This window comes from Pantoea sp. NSTU24, from assembly GCF_050157905.1.
GTDB lineage: Bacteria > Pseudomonadota > Gammaproteobacteria > Enterobacterales > Enterobacteriaceae > Pantoea.
This window is the reverse complement of record NZ_JBKIWZ010000001.1, coordinates 954,741-972,015: the sequence shown is the minus strand read 5'-3', so window position 1 is coordinate 972,015 and position 17,275 is coordinate 954,741. Positions and strand designations below refer to the sequence as shown.

The window sequence follows — 17,275 nt, the reverse complement described above, 5'->3', positions numbered from 1 at the left end:
AAGCAGTTAAGATTTATAGCTATTTAAAAGAGTACTGCAATGTGTTCTAACAGAAACCTTTAACACTATTAGCTTTTCATCTTCAGCCGTATAGTATTGCCCAAATGGCAGAAAAGCGTTTCTCATGAACTGGAATGGCAATGCAAGCCCCAATGTATAGTGTGTCCTCAAGGCTATTTCTTCATAGGTTACAGAAGGACCTGAAAGTAACCTTATTGTCAGAAACACGGCGCTATGGAGTTTACTTTCCAGCACAGAAAATATTTTACGAGATCTGTCCGGAGTGTTTGTAGTTTGGATCTTTGTTATTAAATTTGCAGTCCCAGGACTACTCATTTCAGAAAAAATAGTTTCAACAATTTTTTCCATTAGTGCACAAACTGAAACATGAGCAGACTCTTTATCATTCACCAGAACAGCCTGTTCAATGTCGGCAATGATAGGATCGTATTGGTTCAGACAAAAATCGACTATCTCCTGTGTGCATTCATTGAATATTCCCTCCTTGCTGCCGAAATAATATTGAAGAACGGGCGTCGTAACACCTGCTCTTGACGCTATGATGCGTGTTGTTGCACCATCAAATCCCATCTCGCCAAATACATCGGTCGCAGCGTTAAGAATCTCTTTTCGGGTTTTCTTGCTTCCGGCATATGACCTTTCGGGACGATACCTGACAACCCCACTTTCCTCGCTTGCCATAAAAACCCTTATTATCATTGACTTATGTGAATGAAAGAACGTAATTTGAAAATTCTATCACTTGATATAAATTATATCAAGTAACTGCCAGTGCAGATTTAAATCGTCGCTTTTTTCAAAAATTCCACCGCTCATGCATAAAGGGGGCATAACAGATGTCGATTTTTTTTCGATTTAAAAAATCAGATTTAATGCTGCCTGCATTATTCTTTGTAAGTATAAACAGCGCTTACGCTTCCTATTCCACACCAGTTGTGAGTGTAATCCGTGCTAAGGGCGCAGATGATTTATGCCGAAGAACAGACGCAACCAATGATACTACTCCACTCTATTGCATCGATATCAAAGAGTTAAAGGATACATGTTTTAAATGTCAGCATGCATCTGATAAAGACCAGATATATAGCGTGCCTTCTCACAGTAACCATACCCGTTTAGTCTGCAAGCGACCTCTGGAAACGATGGCGAGAGTCTGCCTTCACCTGTAGCCAGGCATATAAAATGGAAAGCTCCGCTATGTAAAATTTCTTTATCACAAAATATTTAACACAAAAGGAAATAGCAGCCTCTGATATTTTTTGCTTATAGTGCGATTGTACTAAAGCTTAAATAAATAAAGCATTTTTAATGCAACTTTAAAGGCTTTGATTAATAGAGACTTTTTCTCACCTGCCCGCTTTTCGCATTTTACGTACTTTTTTTAATTCCGTTGAATGGGTTGAAATTATAAAACCCTTGAACATAATCACTGTCGATCCTTGATCCTGGCATTTCTTTTCCTTTGTCACTAAAGGTGGCCCCTTATCCGGGGGCTTTTTTTTTGGCGATGCGTTTTACTCATTGAGGACCTAAACTGACCACACCCACAATATTTCTGATCTTTGATGCTAAAAATCACAAGACATGTGGCTTATACACTTCATCCAGCCAGGCTCTGGTTTACGGTTACCTAAGATAACCAGACCTGATTCTCATTAAGGGAGTGACGATGAATTTGCCTGATTCACAGGATGAGACAGTCTGAGATGGATTTTCAGCCCCTTCCGGCATTGCATCCATAATGCTTCACCAAACATCAAAATCGATTGGGATGCTTTTATAAGATTTTTTCTTTTTAAGATTACGATAAGAGCTGGTCAACGATATTGTCCCTGCCTGTTTGTGTAAGTGCGTTCTCCTCAGCAGTGTCAGAGACAGTTGGCTGCCAGCGTGATTGATTTCTCAGCAGTGAATGACCTGCTCAGGCGCAAGGCTGATCGCGTACTGGTGAAACAAATCAGCTCCTGAAGACACTCTGCGGGACATCATGCTGCTCTATCACCCAGTGCCTGATAGCCTCCTGCTCATGGTGCTTATGAATGAGTCGCAGAATGTTCTTAATGGTGTCCAGTGGCATTACGGCGTGAACTGATTGTTCTGCAGACTCTGCCGATGGGTATACGCAAATTAAAAGACAACGATCTATTCAGGGAGCCAGTCCCAACTCTGCCAGCCCGATCGAGACAGCAAAAATGGCATGATCCGTCACAGCCTGCCCAGGCTCGCTGCGGCTGGCGTATTAATAGAACAGCGCGTGTTATTGGACAGGCAGTCGCGCCAGTTAAGAAAAGAGATTTTTGTCTGACGGCTATAGCGTCTGTAAGCGTGGATTCACAGCACCTGTCAGGTCATCAAAAAACAGACACAGGCGAATCCTGTAATGACGACAGGGGAAAAGGTTGACAGGTGACAGGTGACAGGTGACAGGTGACAGGTGACAGGTGACAGGTTAAAATGCTCTTTTTCGGGGAGTTTTGCAAAAGGATTTAACTGAAAGGAGTCCACTCCAATCCCTTTGAAGCAAATCGGAGTGGACTTAGCACACACTATTACATATTTTCGATGATCGCGTCACCAAACTCTGAACATTTCAGCAGTTTAGCGCCATCCATCAGGCGTTCGAAATCGTAAGTCACGGTCTTGTTAGCGATAGCGCCTTCAACACCTTTAACAATCAGGTCAGCCGCTTCGAACCACTCCAGATGACGCAGCATCATCTCTGCAGACAGGATGACGGAACCTGGGTTCACTTTATCCTGACCGGCATACTTCGGTGCGGTGCCGTGGGTGGCTTCGAACAGGGCACATTCGTCACCGATGTTCGCGCCAGGTGCGATACCGATACCGCCCACCTGCGCAGCCAGGGCGTCAGAGATGTAGTCACCGTTCAGGTTCATACAGGCAATCACGTCATATTCAGCCGGACGCAGCAGGATCTGCTGCAGGAACGCATCCGCGATCACATCTTTCACGATGATCTCTTTGCCGGTGTTCGGGTTTTTGAACTTCATCCACGGGCCACCGTCGATCAGTTCACCGCCGAACTCTTCTTTCACTAACTGGTATCCCCAGTCTTTGAAGGAGCCTTCGGTGAACTTCATGATGTTGCCTTTGTGAACCAGCGTCAGTGAATCACGATCGTTGGTGATGGTGTATTCCACTGCAGCGCGCACCAGACGCTTGGTGCCCTCTTCTGAACACGGCTTGACGCCGATACCACACTGCTCAGGGAAGCGAATTTTCTTCACGCCCATCTCTTCACGCAGGAACTTGATCACTTTGTCCGCTTCGGCAGAGCCCGCTTTCCACTCGATACCCGCATAGATATCTTCGGAGTTCTCACGGAAGATCACCATGTCGGTATCTTCAGGGCGTTTTACCGGGCTTGGGGTGCCTTTGTAGTAACGGACCGGACGCAGGCAGACGTAGAGGTCAAGCTCCTGACGCAGGGCTACGTTCAGTGAACGAATACCGCCGCCGACCGGGGTAGTCAGTGGGCCTTTGATTGCCACGCGATATTCTTTGATTAAATCCAGCGTTTCCTGTGGCAGCCAGACGTCCTGGCCGTAGAGCTCAACTGATTTCTCACCGGTGTAAATCTCCATCCAGGAGATCTTGCGCTCGCCGTTGTAGGCTTTCTTCACCGCCGCGTCGACCACTTTCAGCATGACCGGGGAAACGTCAACACCGATACCGTCACCCTCAATGTAAGGAATGATCGGATTGTTTGGCACTGTCAGTTTGCCCTGATTCAGGGTGATTTTTTGACCTTCCGCCGGAACAACTACTTTGCTTTCCATTAACCTCTCCTGGGCGTTTGTTAATGATTTGTAAGATGCGGGTCAATACTACTTGAATATTTACGCCACGCCAATCATCGCAATTTCACGTTATAATGCGCCGAATGTTTCTGACTGCAAAGCCCATGCGAAAAACTTCTCAACGAATTCACCAGGATAAACGATTCAGCCGCCCGACACGTGATACGCGACGTGCGCCTGACCGCCCGGCGGCCCCACGCCGCGTCATTCTGTTTAATAAACCCTTCGACGTTCTCCCGCAGTTCACCGATGAAGCAGGCCGCCGCACGCTGAAAGATTTTGTCAGCGTAACAGCAGTCTATGCCGCCGGTCGTCTCGACCGTGACAGCGAAGGACTGATGGTTCTGACCAACGACGGCGCCCTGCAGGCCGCGCTGACACAGCCCGGCAAGCGCACGGGCAAGGTTTATTATGTGCAGGTAGAAGGCGAGCCACAGGAGGCGGATCTGCAGCCGCTGCGGGATGGGGTTAATCTGAAAGATGGCCTGACGCTGCCCGCCGGCATCGAAAAAGTAGCCGAACCGGCATGGCTCTGGCCACGCCAGCCGCCAATCCGTGAACGCAAAAATATTCCGACCCAGTGGCTGAAAGTCACGCTTTATGAAGGCCGTAACCGTCAGGTTCGCCGGATGACCGCCCATATCGGCTTTCCTACGCTGCGGCTGATCCGCTTCGCCATGGGGAGTTACACGCTCGACGATCTGGCACCCGGGGCGTGGCGCGACATCAGCGACAAGCCGCGCTGAAGCCTTTTTTATAACCTCAGGTTAACAATTGCGGAGAAAGGATGTTTAAACCTCATGTTACTGTCGCCTGTCTGGTTCAGGCAGAAGGTGAACTGCTGGTGGTGGAGGAAACGATTAACGGTCGCGCCACCTGGAACCAGCCTGCCGGGCATCTCGAAGCCGACGAAACGCTTCAGGAAGCCGCCGCACGCGAGCTTTATGAAGAAACGGGTATCGCCGCGCAGATGCACTATTTCATCGGAATCCATCAGTGGATCGCCCCGGACAGTACACCTTTTGTGCGTTTTCTGTTTGGTGTCGATCTGGCGGAAAAAGCGCCCACGCAGCCGCACGACAGTGACATCGATTGCTGCTGGTGGCTGCCGCCAGCGCGGATTCTCACGGCCTCTAACCTGCGTTCACCGCTGGTGGCGGAGAGCGTACGCCTGTGGCAACAGGGTATCCGTTATCCGTTGCATCTGGTCAGCCCCTTCCAGTGGCCGTTTCATGAGGGTGCGCGCCTGCCTTCAGCATGATAGAATGCGCCGCCTGTTTTTTTATCGTAATGCGAGCGTGTCATGTCTGACAACAGCCAGAAAAAAGTGATCGTCGGTATGTCCGGCGGCGTCGATTCTTCCGTTTCCGCCTGGTTACTGCAGCAGCAGGGTTACCAGGTTGAAGGCCTGTTCATGAAGAACTGGGAGGAGGACGATGGCGAGGAGTATTGTACCGCCGCGGACGATCTGGCGGATGCGCAAGCGGTGTGCGACAAGCTCGGGATTAAGCTGCACAAAGTTAACTTTGCCGCAGAATACTGGGATAACGTCTTTGAGCATTTCCTTGAAGAGTACAAGGCCGGTCGTACGCCTAACCCCGATATCCTCTGCAACAAAGAGATCAAATTCAAAGCGTTCCTTGAGTTCGCCGCAGAAGATCTCGGCGCCGATTTCATCGCGACCGGTCACTACGTGCGTCGCAAAGATGTGGCGGGCCAGAGCCAGCTGTTACGCGGGCTGGATGGCAACAAAGATCAGAGCTACTTCCTCTACACGCTGAGCCATCAGCAGATCGCTCAGAGTCTCTTCCCGGTCGGTGAACTGGAAAAGCCGGAAGTGCGCCGCATCGCGGAGCAGCTGGATCTGATCACCGCGAAGAAGAAAGACTCGACCGGTATCTGCTTTATCGGCGAGCGCAAATTCCGCGACTTTCTCGCGCGCTATCTCCCGGCGCAACCTGGCGAAATCGAAACCACAGACGGCCAGATCGTCGGCGAGCATCAGGGGCTGATGTACCATACGCTGGGACAGCGTAAAGGGCTGGGGATTGGCGGCCTGAAAGAGAGCAAAGATGACCCGTGGTATGTGGTCGATAAGGATGTGGCACGTAACCGCCTGATTGTCGCCCAGGGTGGCGATCATCCGCGCCTGATGTCCGTGGGCCTGATTGCGCAGCAGCTGCACTGGGTTGACCGCACCCCGATCACGACCCCGCTTCGCTGCACTGTGAAAACCCGCTATCGCCAGACCGACATTCCGTGTGAGATCATTCCACAGGGCGATGACCGTATTGAAGTGCGTTTCGACGAGCCGGTGGCCGCCGTTACGCCGGGCCAGTCCGCGGTATTTTATCTTGGCGACATCTGCCTTGGTGGCGGTATTATCGAACAGCGTCTGCCGCTGGTGACAGAGTAAGCAGGCCTGGCCTGCATTGATGACGCGTAAACAGGAGTAACCGTGGCGAAAAATTATCAGGATATCACGCTGGCGCTGGCGGGCATCTGTCAGTCCGCGCACCTGGTGCAGCAGCTCGCTCAGCAGGGCCACTGCCAGCCGGAGGCGCTGACCGTCTCGCTGCGCAGCGTGCTGGATCTCAATCCAGGATCTACGCTGGCGGTATTCGGCAACAGTGAAGCGAACCTGCGCCTCGGGCTCGAAACCCTGATGGCGATGCTGAACAGCACCAGCCGCCAGGGCGCTGGCGCTGAACTGACCCGTTATACGCTGAGCATGATGGTGCTGGAGCGCAAACTCAGCGGCAGCCAGTCTGCTATGAATACGCTGGCGCAGCGTATCAGCCAGCTGGATCGTCAGCTGGCGCACTATGAACTGGAATCGGATACCATTCTCAGCGCGATGGCGGCCATCTATGTGGATGTGATCAGCCCGCTGGGTCCGCGCATCCAGGTGACCGGATCGCCGGCGGTTCTGCAGAATACCCAGGTTCAGAGTAAAGTACGTGCGACGCTGCTGGCCGGCATCCGTGCTGCAGTATTGTGGCAGCAGGTCGGCGGTGGCCGACTGCAACTGATGTTCTCGCGTCAGCGTTTGCTACGTGAAGCGAAAACCCTCTTATCCCGGCTGCCACTGACTTACTAAGTCGGTGCGGCAAAACACTGCTAAATGATTCAGGAGTTGCACTGATGGAATTATCCTCTCTGACCGCCGTCTCACCTGTCGATGGTCGTTACGGCGATAAAGTCAGCCCGCTGCGTGCGATTTTCAGCGAATTTGGTTTGCTGAAATTCCGCGTTGAGGTTGAAGTTCGCTGGTTACAAAAACTGGCCGCGACCGCAGAGATCAAGGAAGTTCCTGCATTTGACGCTGACGCAAACGCTTTCCTTGATGCGATTGTCGCCGGTTTCTCAGAAGAAGATGCCGCGCGTATTAAAACCATTGAGCGCACCACCAACCATGATGTGAAAGCGGTGGAGTATTTTCTGAAAGAGAAAGTCGCTGACCTCCCTGCCCTGCACGCCGTCTCTGAATTCATCCACTTCGCCTGCACCTCCGAAGATATCAATAATCTGTCGCACGCGCTGATGCTGGAAACGGCCCGCCGTGACGTGATCCTGCCTTACTGGCAGCAGCTGATTGGCGCCGTAAAAGGGCTGGCCAGTGAATACCGTGATATTCCGCTGCTCTCCCGTACCCACGGCCAGCCCGCGACCCCGTCCACCATGGGTAAAGAGATGGCGAACGTCGCTTACCGCATGGAGCGTCAGCTGCGTCAGCTGAAACAGATTGAGGTGCTGGGCAAGATCAACGGCGCGGTCGGCAACTACAATGCTCACATTGCCGCCTATCCTGAGGTAGACTGGCACACGCTGAGCGAGGAATTCGTTACCTCGCTGGGCGTCACCTGGAATCCCTACACCACCCAGATCGAACCACACGACTACATCGCTGAGCTGTTCGACTGTATTGCCCGCTTCAACACCATCCTGATCGATTTTGATCGCGATATCTGGGGCTACGTGGCACTGAACCACTTCAGACAGAAAACGATTGCTGGTGAGATTGGCTCCTCAACCATGCCGCACAAGGTCAACCCGATTGACTTTGAAAACTCCGAAGGCAACCTGGGCCTGGCGAACGCCGTGCTGCAGCATCTGGCCAGCAAACTGCCGGTTTCACGCTGGCAGCGTGATCTGACCGACTCCACCGTGCTGCGTAATCTGGGCGTGGGTGTGGGTTACGCACTGATTGCCTATCAGGCTACGCTGAAAGGTATCTCCAAGCTGGAAGTGAACCGCGACCGTCTGCTGGACGAGCTGGATCACAACTGGGAAGTACTGGCCGAGCCGATCCAGACCGTGATGCGTCGTTACGGCATCGAAAAGCCCTATGAAAAGCTGAAGGAACTGACGCGCGGCAAGCGCGTGGATGCCGCCGGTATGCAGGCCTTTATCGACAGCCTGGCGCTGCCGGAAGAGGAAAAAGTGCGTCTGAAGCAGATGACGCCGGCAAACTATCTTGGCCGTGCTATCCAGATGGTTGACGATCTGAAGTAGTGCCCGCCGCAGACCGGGGCTCTCCGGTCTGCGTTAACATCCTGTTTAATACATTTCGCGTATACTTTCTGCAGGTTGACTCAAACAGAGTGTAAGGAATTTCTATGCGTGTTCTGGTTGTTGAAGACAATGCCCTGCTGCGCCATCATCTTGCCGTCCAGTTACGAGACATGGGCCATCAGGTCGATGCCGCCGAAGACGCCAAAGAAGCCGACTATTTTCTTCAGGAACATCTGCCGGATATCGCGCTGGTGGATCTTGGCCTGCCAGATGAAGATGGCATGTCGCTGATTCGCCGCTGGCGCAGCGATGCCGTCCGTCAGCCGATCCTGGTGCTGACCGCCCGCGAAGGCTGGCAGGCGAAAGTCGAAGCGCTGGAGGCGGGCGCGGATGACTATGTGACCAAGCCGTTCCATATTGAAGAAGTGGCCGCACGTCTGCAGGCGCTGATGCGTCGCAACAGCGGGCACGCCTCGCAGATTATCGATATGCCGCCGTTCCAGGTGGATCTCTCCCGCCGTGAACTGACGGTTAACGAAGAGCCGGTGAAACTCACTGCCTTTGAATACACCATTGTCGAGACGCTGATCCGCAACGCTGGCAAAGTGGTCAGTAAAGATTCGCTGATGCTGCAGCTCTATCCGGATGCGGAACTGCGTGAAAGCCACACCATCGACGTTCTGATGGGCCGTCTGCGCAAAAAGATTCTGGCGCTGCATCCGACTGACGTCATCGCCACCGTGCGTGGCCAGGGTTACCGCTTTGATCTCTGATCATGTCCTGGTTTAAACGCTATCGCCCTATCTCGCTGCGGGCCCGCTTTCTGCTGGCCTCAGCAGCCATTGTTCTGTTCCTCTCACTCTCTTACGGTATGGTCGCGGTCATCGGCTATGTGGTGAGTTTCGACAAAAATACTTACCGCGTGATGCGGGGTGAGAGCAACCTGTTCTTTACGCTGGCGCAGTGGCATGACAACACGCTCACCATCGCCCAGCCGGAGCGGATGACGCTTAACTTTCCGACGCTGGTATTTATCTACGATGAGCAGGGCAAGCTGCTGTGGCAACAGCGTAACGTGCCCGATATCCGTAAAAAGATCCGCCGGGAATGGCTGCTGAAGCCGGACTTCTACGAGATTGATACCAGCAACCACACCAGCCTGATGGCGATGGGCAACAATCTGAACGCGCAGCGGCGGCTCAACGACTGGGATACGGACAGCAACGATACCTTTACGCATTCGGTTGCCGTTAACCGTTACGACGCCACCACCAATCTGCCTGCGCTCACCATCGTGGTAGTGGACTCGATCCCGCAGGAGCTGCAGCACTCGGATGTCGTCTGGTCGTGGTTCAGCTATGTGCTGGCGGCAAACCTGATCCTGATTGTGCCGTTGCTGTGGCTGGCGGCGCACTGGAGCCTGCGGCCCATTGGGGCTCTGACCCAGCAGGTGCGTGAACTGGAGACCAGCCAGCGCGAAAATCTGGCGGACAATCCGCCGCAGGAGCTGCGCAGCCTCGTGCGTAACCTCAACCTGCTGCTGACGAATGAGCGGCAGCGCTACACCCGTTATCGCACCACCCTGTCTGACCTGACCCACAGCCTGAAAACGCCGCTGGCCGTATTGCAGAGCACACTGCGTTCGCTGCGCAACGGGAAAGAGCTGACGGTGGAACAGGCTGAGCCGGTGATGCTGGAGCAGATCAGCCGTATCTCGCAGCAGGTCGGGTACTATCTCCATCGCGCCAGTATGCAGGCTGACCACAATCCGCTGCAGCGCGACCTGCACTCCGTTTCCGGTCTGCTTGACAGCCTCTGTTCGGCCCTGAATAAAGTCTATCAGCGCAAAGGCGTGGCGATTACGCTCGATATCTCCCCGGAGCTGACCTTCGTCGGCGACCAGAATGATTTCATGGAAGTGCTGGGCAACGTGCTCGATAACGCCTGCAAATATTGTCTTGAGTTTATCGAGGTCAGCGCCTTTCAGAGTGAAAATGTGCTGCATCTCTACATCGATGACGATGGCCCTGGCATCCCCGAAAGCAAGCGCGATCTGGTGTTTGTTCGCGGCCAGCGCGTGGATACCCTGCGTCCCGGTCAGGGATTAGGCCTGGCGGTGGTGCGCGATATTCTTGAGCAATATGAGGGTAACGTCATCGCCTCCAGCAGCGCACTGGGTGGCGCGCGTATGGAAGTGATCTTTAAGCGTCAGGAAGTCGAACATCGCCGCGAGTAGAAACCTTCCGGGGCTGTTATACTTGCTGGCATTTGCAGCCCTAAGCGGAACCCTTGTATGGACTATCAGCTCGATCTTAACTGGCCCGATTTTATTCAGCGCTACTGGCAGAAACGCCCGGTCGTGCTGAAGCGTGGTTTTAAAAATTTTGTGGATCCTCTTTCACCGGACGAACTCGCCGGTCTGGCTATGGAAAATGAGGTGGATAGCCGCCTCGTCAGCCATCAGGACGGCAAATGGCAGGTCAGCCATGGTCCGTTTGAGAGTTACGATCACCTTGGCGAGAACAACTGGTCGCTGCTGGTTCAGGCGGTTAACCACTGGCATGAGCCATCGGCGGCGCTGATGCGTCCTTTCCGTTTCCTGCCTGACTGGCGTGTTGATGACCTGATGGTGTCGTTTGCCGTGCCTGGCGGCGGTGTCGGCCCCCATTTCGATCAGTATGATGTCTTTATCATTCAGGGGATGGGCCGTCGTCGCTGGCGCGTCGGAGAGAAGATGCCGCTGAAGCAGCACTGCCCGCACCCGGACCTGCTGCAGGTCGAACCTTTTGACGCCATCATTGATGAAGAAATGGAGCCGGGCGATATTCTCTACATTCCGCCAGGATTCCCGCACGAAGGCTACTCGCTGGAGAATGCCCTGAACTACTCCGTCGGCTTCCGCGCCCCCAGCGGCCGCGAGCTGATCAGCGGATTTGCCGACTACGCGCTGGCCAATGAACTGGGCAGCCTGCGTTTCAGCGATCCGGACGTGCCTGCGCGTGACTGCCCGTCGCAGATCCTGCCGCAGGAGATTGAAGGCGTGCGTCAGCTGATGCTGGATGTGGTCAATCAGCCTGAACACTTCGAGCGCTGGTTCGGCGAGTTTATTTCGCAGTCACGTCACGAACTGGATGTTGCGCCGCCGGAACCGCCTTATCAGCCGGATGAAATCTACGATGCGCTGCAGCAGGGCGACGCCCTGAGCCGGTTAGGTGGCCTGCGTGTGCTGACGATTGGTGATGCCGTCTATGTGAACGGGGAGCAGGTCGGGTGTTCGCGTCCTGAGGTGATGGCAGTTCTGGCTCATCACAGTCGTATCACGCTGGCGGATCTGGGTGATGCGCTGGACGATCCGGCGGTTCTGGCGCAGATCGCCGGTCTGGTGAATGCTGGTTACTGGTACTTTGGCGACGAATAAGCCGCGCGGCGCATCCGTGCGCGGCGGCTGAATCAGGCGCTCTGCAATGCTGGCAGAGCGCCTTTTTTATTCCTGCTTCTGCGCTGCCAGCTCTGACAGGCGCACAATTACCTCGACCGATTTCGCCATGATATTCAGCGAGGCGAACTCATGCTTGCCGTGGTAGTTGTAGCCGCCGGTAAAGATGTTCGGACACGGCAACCCCTTCCATGACAGAGCCGATCCATCGGTTCCGCCGCGAATCGGCTTCACCACCGGCTCAATACCGCAGTCGCGCATCGCCTGCAACGCCAGCTCGATGATGTGCGGGAACGGCTCCACCTTTTCACGCATATTACGGTAGCTGTTGGTAATCCCGACCGAGATCGCGCAGTCCGAATGCAGAGTCTTGTTAATCTCCGCAGCAATCTGCAGCAGCGTCTCTTTACGCTGCTCAAAATTCCCGGTGTCAAAATCACGGATGATGTAGAGCATTTCGGCGTGTTCGACCGTGCCCTTAATCTGATGCAGATGATAGAAACCCTGATAGCCATCAGTGAACTGCGGTTTTTCGCTGGCCGGGACCGCCGCGTGGAACTGGTTAGCCAGATCCAGCGCATTCACCATCACCCCTTTTGCCGAGCCAGGATGCACATTGTTGCCCGTGATTTTCACGGTGGCCGAGGCCGCGTTAAAGTTCTCATACTCGAACTCGCCCAGATCGCTGCCGTCAATAGTGTAGGCCCAGTCTGCGGCAAAGGCTTCCACGTCAAAGTGCGAGGTGCCGCGGCCAATCTCCTCATCGGGCGTAAAGGCGACGCGGATGGCACCGTGCGGTTTGTCGCTGGCGGCCAGCTGCGCCATCGCCGTCATGATCTCGGCGATGCCCGCTTTATCATCCGCGCCCAGCAGCGTTTTGCCATCGGTGGTGATCAGCGTATGGCCAATCAGCTTATGCAGCACCGGGAACATGACCGGGGACAGGATCTCATCGCCGTTACCCAGCGCAATATCGCCGCCGCGATAGTTCTCAATGATCTGCGGATTCACATGCTTCGCCGTAAAATCGGGCGAAGTATCCATGTGGGAGATGAAACCGATGACCGGCGTCGGCCAGTCAACGTTGGCGGGCAGCGTGCCCATGACGCAGCAGTGATCGCTTAAGGTGACATCGACAAAGCCCAGGGCCAGCAGCTCCTCCTGCAACTGACGCGCCAGCGTCCACTGCCCTTCACTGCTGGGCACCTGGCGCGCCTGCGGCTTAGCCTGGGTCTCCACTGCCACATAACTCAGAAAGCGCTCAAGTAACTGTTCCATATCCCATCCTTTAAAAGTGCCGTCCGCTATTATTCACAGACCTGCCGAACGCAATGTTGCGTAAAATCATTCGCAGACAGGTTAGCGCTGTCGGGGACCTTTGGGAAAGCAGTAAGCCTGAAAAAAGCGATACACCCGGCGAATGTTGCCCAAAATTCTGCAATTTTTTCCATCATTGCGTCCATTAGCCCCGATCGGGCAGGCAAATCATGGCATTACCGCATTTTTCAGGTATCATCCGCCCTCTTTGCTGGCTGGCTGCGCGATGCAGCTATGCTGAAATCTGTCCGACCTTTAACAGACTGAGACTAAAATGACGCAAACACGCGCACAGCAGGCGCTGGTTACGCTTTCTGGCATCAGTAAAGCTTTCGACGGTAAAACCATCATTGATGATTTTAACCTGACCATTCATCACGGTGAGTTCATCACCCTGCTCGGCCCGTCGGGCTGCGGTAAAACGACGATCCTGCGCCTTATAGCGGGTCTGGAAGCGGCCGACCGCGGCCAGATCACGCTCGATAATCAGGATATTACCAACACACCCGCCGAGCATCGTCACGTCAATACCGTGTTTCAGAGCTATGCGCTGTTCCCGCACATGACGGTGTTTGAGAACGTAGCGTTTGGCCTGCGGATGCAGAAAACGCCGGCGGCGCAGATTCGCGAACGGGTTAACGAGGCGCTGGCAATGGTACAGCTGGAGAGCTTCGCCGACCGGCGTCCGCATCAGCTCTCTGGCGGCCAGCAGCAGCGGGTGGCGATCGCCCGCGCCGTGGTTAACCGGCCTGAAGTGCTGCTGCTGGACGAGTCACTCTCGGCGCTGGACTACAAGCTGCGCCGTCAGATGCAGAATGAACTCAAGGCGCTGCAGCGTAAACTCGGCATCACCTTCGTCTTTGTCACGCACGACCAGGAAGAGGCGCTGACCATGTCCGACCGTATCGTGGTGATGCGCGACGGCAAGGTAGTGCAGGACGGCACGCCACGCGAAATCTACGAAGAGCCTGAAAATCTGTTTGTCGCCCGCTTCATCGGCGAAATTAACCTGTTTGATGCCGAGGTTATCACCGCCGATGACGCGCCTGCGGTGCGTGCGCGGGTCGAGGGACGCGAGTGCCAGATTCACTGCCCCTTCCCGGTCAGCGCCGGTGACCGGCTGCATGTGATGCTGCGGCCGGAAGATCTACGGGTCGATGAGATCCATGATGAACGTCCGGCAGATGGCCTGATTGGCTATGTGCGTGAGCGAAACTATAAAGGCATGACGCTGGAGTCCGTGGTCGCGCTGGAGAACGGCAAGCTGATTACGGTCAGCGAATTCTTTAATGAAGACGACCCGGACTTCGACCATTCGCTGAATCAGAAGATGGTCGTGAACTGGGTGCCAGGCTGGGAGGTGGTACTGCCCTATGAAGCTGATGCGTAATGGTTTTCAGAAGGGCGTTATCGCGCTGATTGTCGGCTGGCTGACGCTGTTCGTCTTTATTCCCGATCTGATGATCTTCGTCACCAGCTTTCTGACGCGCGATGAAGCCCGTTTCGTCAGCACGACGCTAACGCTCAGCAACTATGGTCGCCTGCTCGATCCGCTTTACGCGGAGGTGCTGCTGCACTCCCTGAATATGGCGCTGATCGCCACACTCGGCTGCCTGCTGCTGGGCTATCCTTTCGCCTGGTGTCTGACGAAACTGCCGCCGCGCCTGCGTCCGCTGATGCTGTTCCTGTTAATTGTGCCGTTCTGGACCAATTCGCTCATCCGCATCTATGGCCTGAAAATCTTCCTCAGCACCCGTGGCTGGCTGAACGAAAGCCTGCTGTCGCTGGGGCTGATCGACAAGCCGTTCCGTATTATTTATACGCCCGAAGCGGTGATCCTTGGTCTGATTTACATCCTGCTGCCGTTTATGGTGCTGCCGCTCTACTCCAGCCTGGAAAAGCTGGACAGACCGCTGCTGGAAGCGGCGCGCGACCTGGGCGCCGGTAAACTGCAGACCTTTTTCCGGGTGATTCTGCCGCTGACCATGCCAGGCATTATCGCGGGCTGCCTGCTGGTGTTTATCCCGGCGATGGGGCTGTTTTACGTCGCCGACCTGATGGGCGGCGCCAGGAACCTGCTGATCGGCAATATTATCAAGAGCCAGTTCCTCAATATCCGCGACTGGCCTCTGGGGGCCGCCACCAGCATCATCATGACCCTGCTGATGGGGCTACTGCTGCTGATCTACTGGCGCGTCGCGCGACTGCTGAATAACAGGGTGGATTTAGGATGATGGCTCGCCTGTTACGCGGCGCTTTTATGGCGCTGATTTATGCCTGGTTCTACATACCGATCGTGATTCTGATCGTCAATTCGTTTAACGCCTCCCGGTTCGGTATCAACTGGCAGGGCTTTACGACCACGTGGTACAGCCTGCTGCTGAACAATGACAGCCTGCTTCAGGCAGCGCAGCATTCGTTAATCATGGGCGTGCTCTCTGCCACGTGCGCCACGCTGATCGGTGCTCTCACCGCCGTGGCGCTCTATCGCTACCGTTTCAGCGGTAAGCCGTTTGTCAGCGGCATGCTGTTTGTGGTGATGATGTCGCCGGACATCGTGATGGCCATCTCCCTGCTGGTGCTGTTTATGCTGCTGGGCATTTCACTGGGCTTCTGGTCACTGCTGATCTCCCATATCACTTTCTGCCTGCCATTTGTGGTGATTACGGTCTACTCGCGGCTGAAAGGGTTTGATGTGCGGATGCTGGAGGCGGCTAAAGATCTCGGGGCCAGCGAAACGACCATCCTGCGCCGGATTATCCTGCCGCTGGCGATGCCCGCGGTCGCAGCGGGCTGGCTGCTGAGCTTTACCCTGTCAATGGATGATGTGGTGGTTTCGTCGTTCGTCACCGGCCCGACATTTGAGATCTTACCGCTGAAGATCTACTCCATGGTAAAGGTTGGCGTCTCACCAGAGGTGAATGCGCTGGCCACCATTTTACTGCTGCTGTCGTTGCTGCTGGTGGCGGCCAGCCAGTGGTTACTGCGCGACAGAAACCGATAAGAGGAAAGAAGATGAAAAAGCGATCTCACTGGCTGGCGGCAGGTGCGCTGCTGCTGGGCATGAATGGGGCTCAGGCCGACGACAGCAACACGCTCTACTTCTATAACTGGACGGAGTATGTGCCGCCGGGACTGCTGGAGCAGTTCACCAAAGAGGCCGGGATTAAGGTGATTTACTCCACCTACGAGTCCAACGAGAGCATGTACGCCAAGCTGAAAACCTGGAAAGATGGCGCCTACGATCTGGTGGTGCCCTCAACCTACTTCGTGGCGAAGATGCGCAACGAGGGGATGCTGCAGAAGATCGACAAAAGCCAGCTCAGCAACTTCAGTAACCTCGATCCCGACCTGCTGAATAAGCCGTTCGATCCCAGTAATGACTATTCGATCCCCTATATCTGGGGCGCGACGGCGATCGGCGTAAATACCGACGAGATCGACGCCAGCAAGGTGACCCGCTGGGCTGACTTCTGGAAGCCGGAATATAAGCAGAGCCTGCTGCTGACCGATGATGCGCGCGAAGTATTTCAGATGGCGCTGCGCAAGCTGGGCTACTCCGGCAATACCCGCGATCCGGCACAGATCAATGCGGCGTATCAGGCGCTGAAAAAACTGATGCCCAACGTGCTGGCCTTCAACTCCGATAATCCGGGGAACCCTTATATGGAAGGCGAGGTGAATCTGGGGATGCTCTGGAATGGATCGGCGTGGGTCGCGCGTCAGGCGGGCACGCCGTTAGCCGTGGTCTGGCCTGAAGAGGGCGGCATCTTCTGGATGGATAACCTGGCAATCCCGGCCAATGCGAAAAACAAAGCTGGCGCACTGAAGCTGATTAATTTCCTGCTGCGCCCGGACGTCGCCGCCAGGGTCGCGGAGACTATCGGTTATCCTACGCCAAACCTCGCCGCTAAAGCCCTGCTGCCACCGGCCGTGGCCAACGATCCCTCGCTCTATCCGCCCGCCGACGTGATTAAACATGGCGAATGGCAGGATGACGTGGGTGAGGCCAGCGTTCAGTACGAAACGCTGTTCCAGCAGCTGAAAGCCGGCCACTAACGCTGCCGGTTGCTTTCGGAAGGCGTGACGGAGGCCGCACGCATTCGATCAGGTAGGCCAGGCCTGCGCTACGGCGTCTGAAGGGACTGACCTCAGACGCCGGATC

15 protein-coding genes are annotated in these 17,275 nt (G+C 54.9%); 12 read left to right on the top strand and 3 right to left on the bottom strand.

All coding sequences use genetic code 11. The annotated features are described in order from the left end of the window. Nucleotides 1–6: 6 nt before the first annotated feature. Together ACLHDD_RS04795 and icd are read right to left on the bottom strand one after the other, a co-directional pair. A complete protein-coding gene (locus ACLHDD_RS04795; protein WP_427103154.1) occupies nucleotides 7–702 on the bottom strand; it encodes a TetR/AcrR family transcriptional regulator in 696 nt (231 codons plus the stop codon). Between the two features lie 1,868 nt (nucleotides 703–2,570). Next, nucleotides 2,571–3,821: an NADP-dependent isocitrate dehydrogenase gene (gene icd, locus ACLHDD_RS04790; RefSeq protein WP_427103153.1), complete on the bottom strand. Its 1,251-nt coding sequence runs from the start codon at nucleotides 3,819–3,821 to the stop codon at nucleotides 2,571–2,573. Between the two features lie 104 nt (nucleotides 3,822–3,925). Here icd and rluE point away from each other — a divergent pair, with 104 nt between their 5' ends. The 8 genes from rluE (at nucleotide 3,926) to ACLHDD_RS04750 (ending at nucleotide 11,775) form a co-directional block, all read left to right on the top strand. Continuing rightward, nucleotides 3,926–4,588 (top strand): 23S rRNA pseudouridine(2457) synthase RluE, encoded by a 663-nt coding sequence (gene rluE / locus ACLHDD_RS04785; RefSeq protein ID WP_313652217.1) that lies wholly within the window; start codon nucleotides 3,926–3,928, stop codon nucleotides 4,586–4,588. A gap of 41 nt (nucleotides 4,589–4,629) precedes the next feature. Then, nucleotides 4,630–5,103 carry an NUDIX domain-containing protein gene (locus ACLHDD_RS04780; protein WP_427103152.1) on the top strand — a complete coding sequence of 158 codons (474 nt, stop codon included), beginning with the start codon at nucleotides 4,630–4,632 and terminating at the stop codon, nucleotides 5,101–5,103. A gap of 42 nt (nucleotides 5,104–5,145) precedes the next feature. Further along, nucleotides 5,146–6,258 carry a tRNA 2-thiouridine(34) synthase MnmA gene (mnmA, locus tag ACLHDD_RS04775; RefSeq protein ID WP_427103151.1) on the top strand — a complete coding sequence of 371 codons (1,113 nt, stop codon included), beginning with the start codon at nucleotides 5,146–5,148 and terminating at the stop codon, nucleotides 6,256–6,258. A 42-nt stretch (nucleotides 6,259–6,300) separates the two neighbouring features. After that, the gene (gene hflD, locus ACLHDD_RS04770) at nucleotides 6,301–6,942 is read left to right on the top strand and encodes a high frequency lysogenization protein HflD (RefSeq protein WP_293769549.1); all 642 of its coding nucleotides are present in this window, start codon (nucleotides 6,301–6,303) and stop codon (nucleotides 6,940–6,942) included. Nucleotides 6,943–6,986: 44 nt separating this feature from the next. Beyond that, nucleotides 6,987–8,357, top strand: a complete 1,371-nt coding sequence (gene purB, locus ACLHDD_RS04765) for an adenylosuccinate lyase (protein WP_427103150.1) — start codon at nucleotides 6,987–6,989, stop codon at nucleotides 8,355–8,357. Nucleotides 8,358–8,461: 104 nt separating this feature from the next. Further along, a complete protein-coding gene (phoP, locus tag ACLHDD_RS04760; RefSeq protein WP_313652229.1) occupies nucleotides 8,462–9,130 on the top strand; it encodes a two-component system response regulator PhoP in 669 nt (222 codons plus the stop codon). A 2-nt stretch (nucleotides 9,131–9,132) separates the two neighbouring features. Next, on the top strand, nucleotides 9,133–10,593 hold the full coding sequence (gene phoQ / locus ACLHDD_RS04755) for a two-component system sensor histidine kinase PhoQ (protein WP_427103149.1): 1,461 nt from the start codon (nucleotides 9,133–9,135) through the stop codon (nucleotides 10,591–10,593). 57 nt (nucleotides 10,594–10,650) lie between these two features. Next, nucleotides 10,651–11,775 (top strand): JmjC domain-containing protein, encoded by a 1,125-nt coding sequence (locus ACLHDD_RS04750; protein WP_427103148.1) that lies wholly within the window; start codon nucleotides 10,651–10,653, stop codon nucleotides 11,773–11,775. Between the two features lie 66 nt (nucleotides 11,776–11,841). Here the strand turns inward: ACLHDD_RS04750 and pepT are convergent, their stop codons facing one another. Further along, nucleotides 11,842–13,071, bottom strand: coding sequence for a peptidase T (gene pepT / locus ACLHDD_RS04745; RefSeq protein ID WP_427103147.1), 1,230 nt, complete (start codon nucleotides 13,069–13,071; stop codon nucleotides 11,842–11,844). 313 nt (nucleotides 13,072–13,384) lie between these two features. On the opposite strand from pepT, the gene potA reads away from it, so the two are divergent. Genes potA through potD form a run of 4 tightly spaced genes read left to right on the top strand, consistent with a single transcriptional unit; the run spans nucleotide 13,385 to nucleotide 17,169 of the window. Then, nucleotides 13,385–14,500, top strand: a complete 1,116-nt coding sequence (potA, locus tag ACLHDD_RS04740; RefSeq protein ID WP_427103146.1) for a spermidine/putrescine ABC transporter ATP-binding protein PotA — start codon at nucleotides 13,385–13,387, stop codon at nucleotides 14,498–14,500. After that, nucleotides 14,493–15,344: a spermidine/putrescine ABC transporter permease PotB gene (gene potB / locus ACLHDD_RS04735; protein ID WP_427105170.1), complete on the top strand. Its 852-nt coding sequence runs from the start codon at nucleotides 14,493–14,495 to the stop codon at nucleotides 15,342–15,344. The genes potA and potB overlap by 8 nt, the downstream gene beginning before the upstream one ends. Beyond that, nucleotides 15,341–16,114: a spermidine/putrescine ABC transporter permease PotC gene (potC, locus tag ACLHDD_RS04730; protein WP_427103145.1), complete on the top strand. Its 774-nt coding sequence runs from the start codon at nucleotides 15,341–15,343 to the stop codon at nucleotides 16,112–16,114. Before potB ends, potC begins: the two co-directional genes overlap by 4 nt. Before the next feature lie 11 nt (nucleotides 16,115–16,125). Then, complete coding sequence (gene potD / locus ACLHDD_RS04725) at nucleotides 16,126–17,169, top strand: spermidine/putrescine ABC transporter substrate-binding protein PotD (protein WP_427103144.1); 1,044 nt, start codon at nucleotides 16,126–16,128, stop codon at nucleotides 17,167–17,169. The last annotated feature ends 106 nt before the right edge of the window (nucleotides 17,170–17,275 follow it).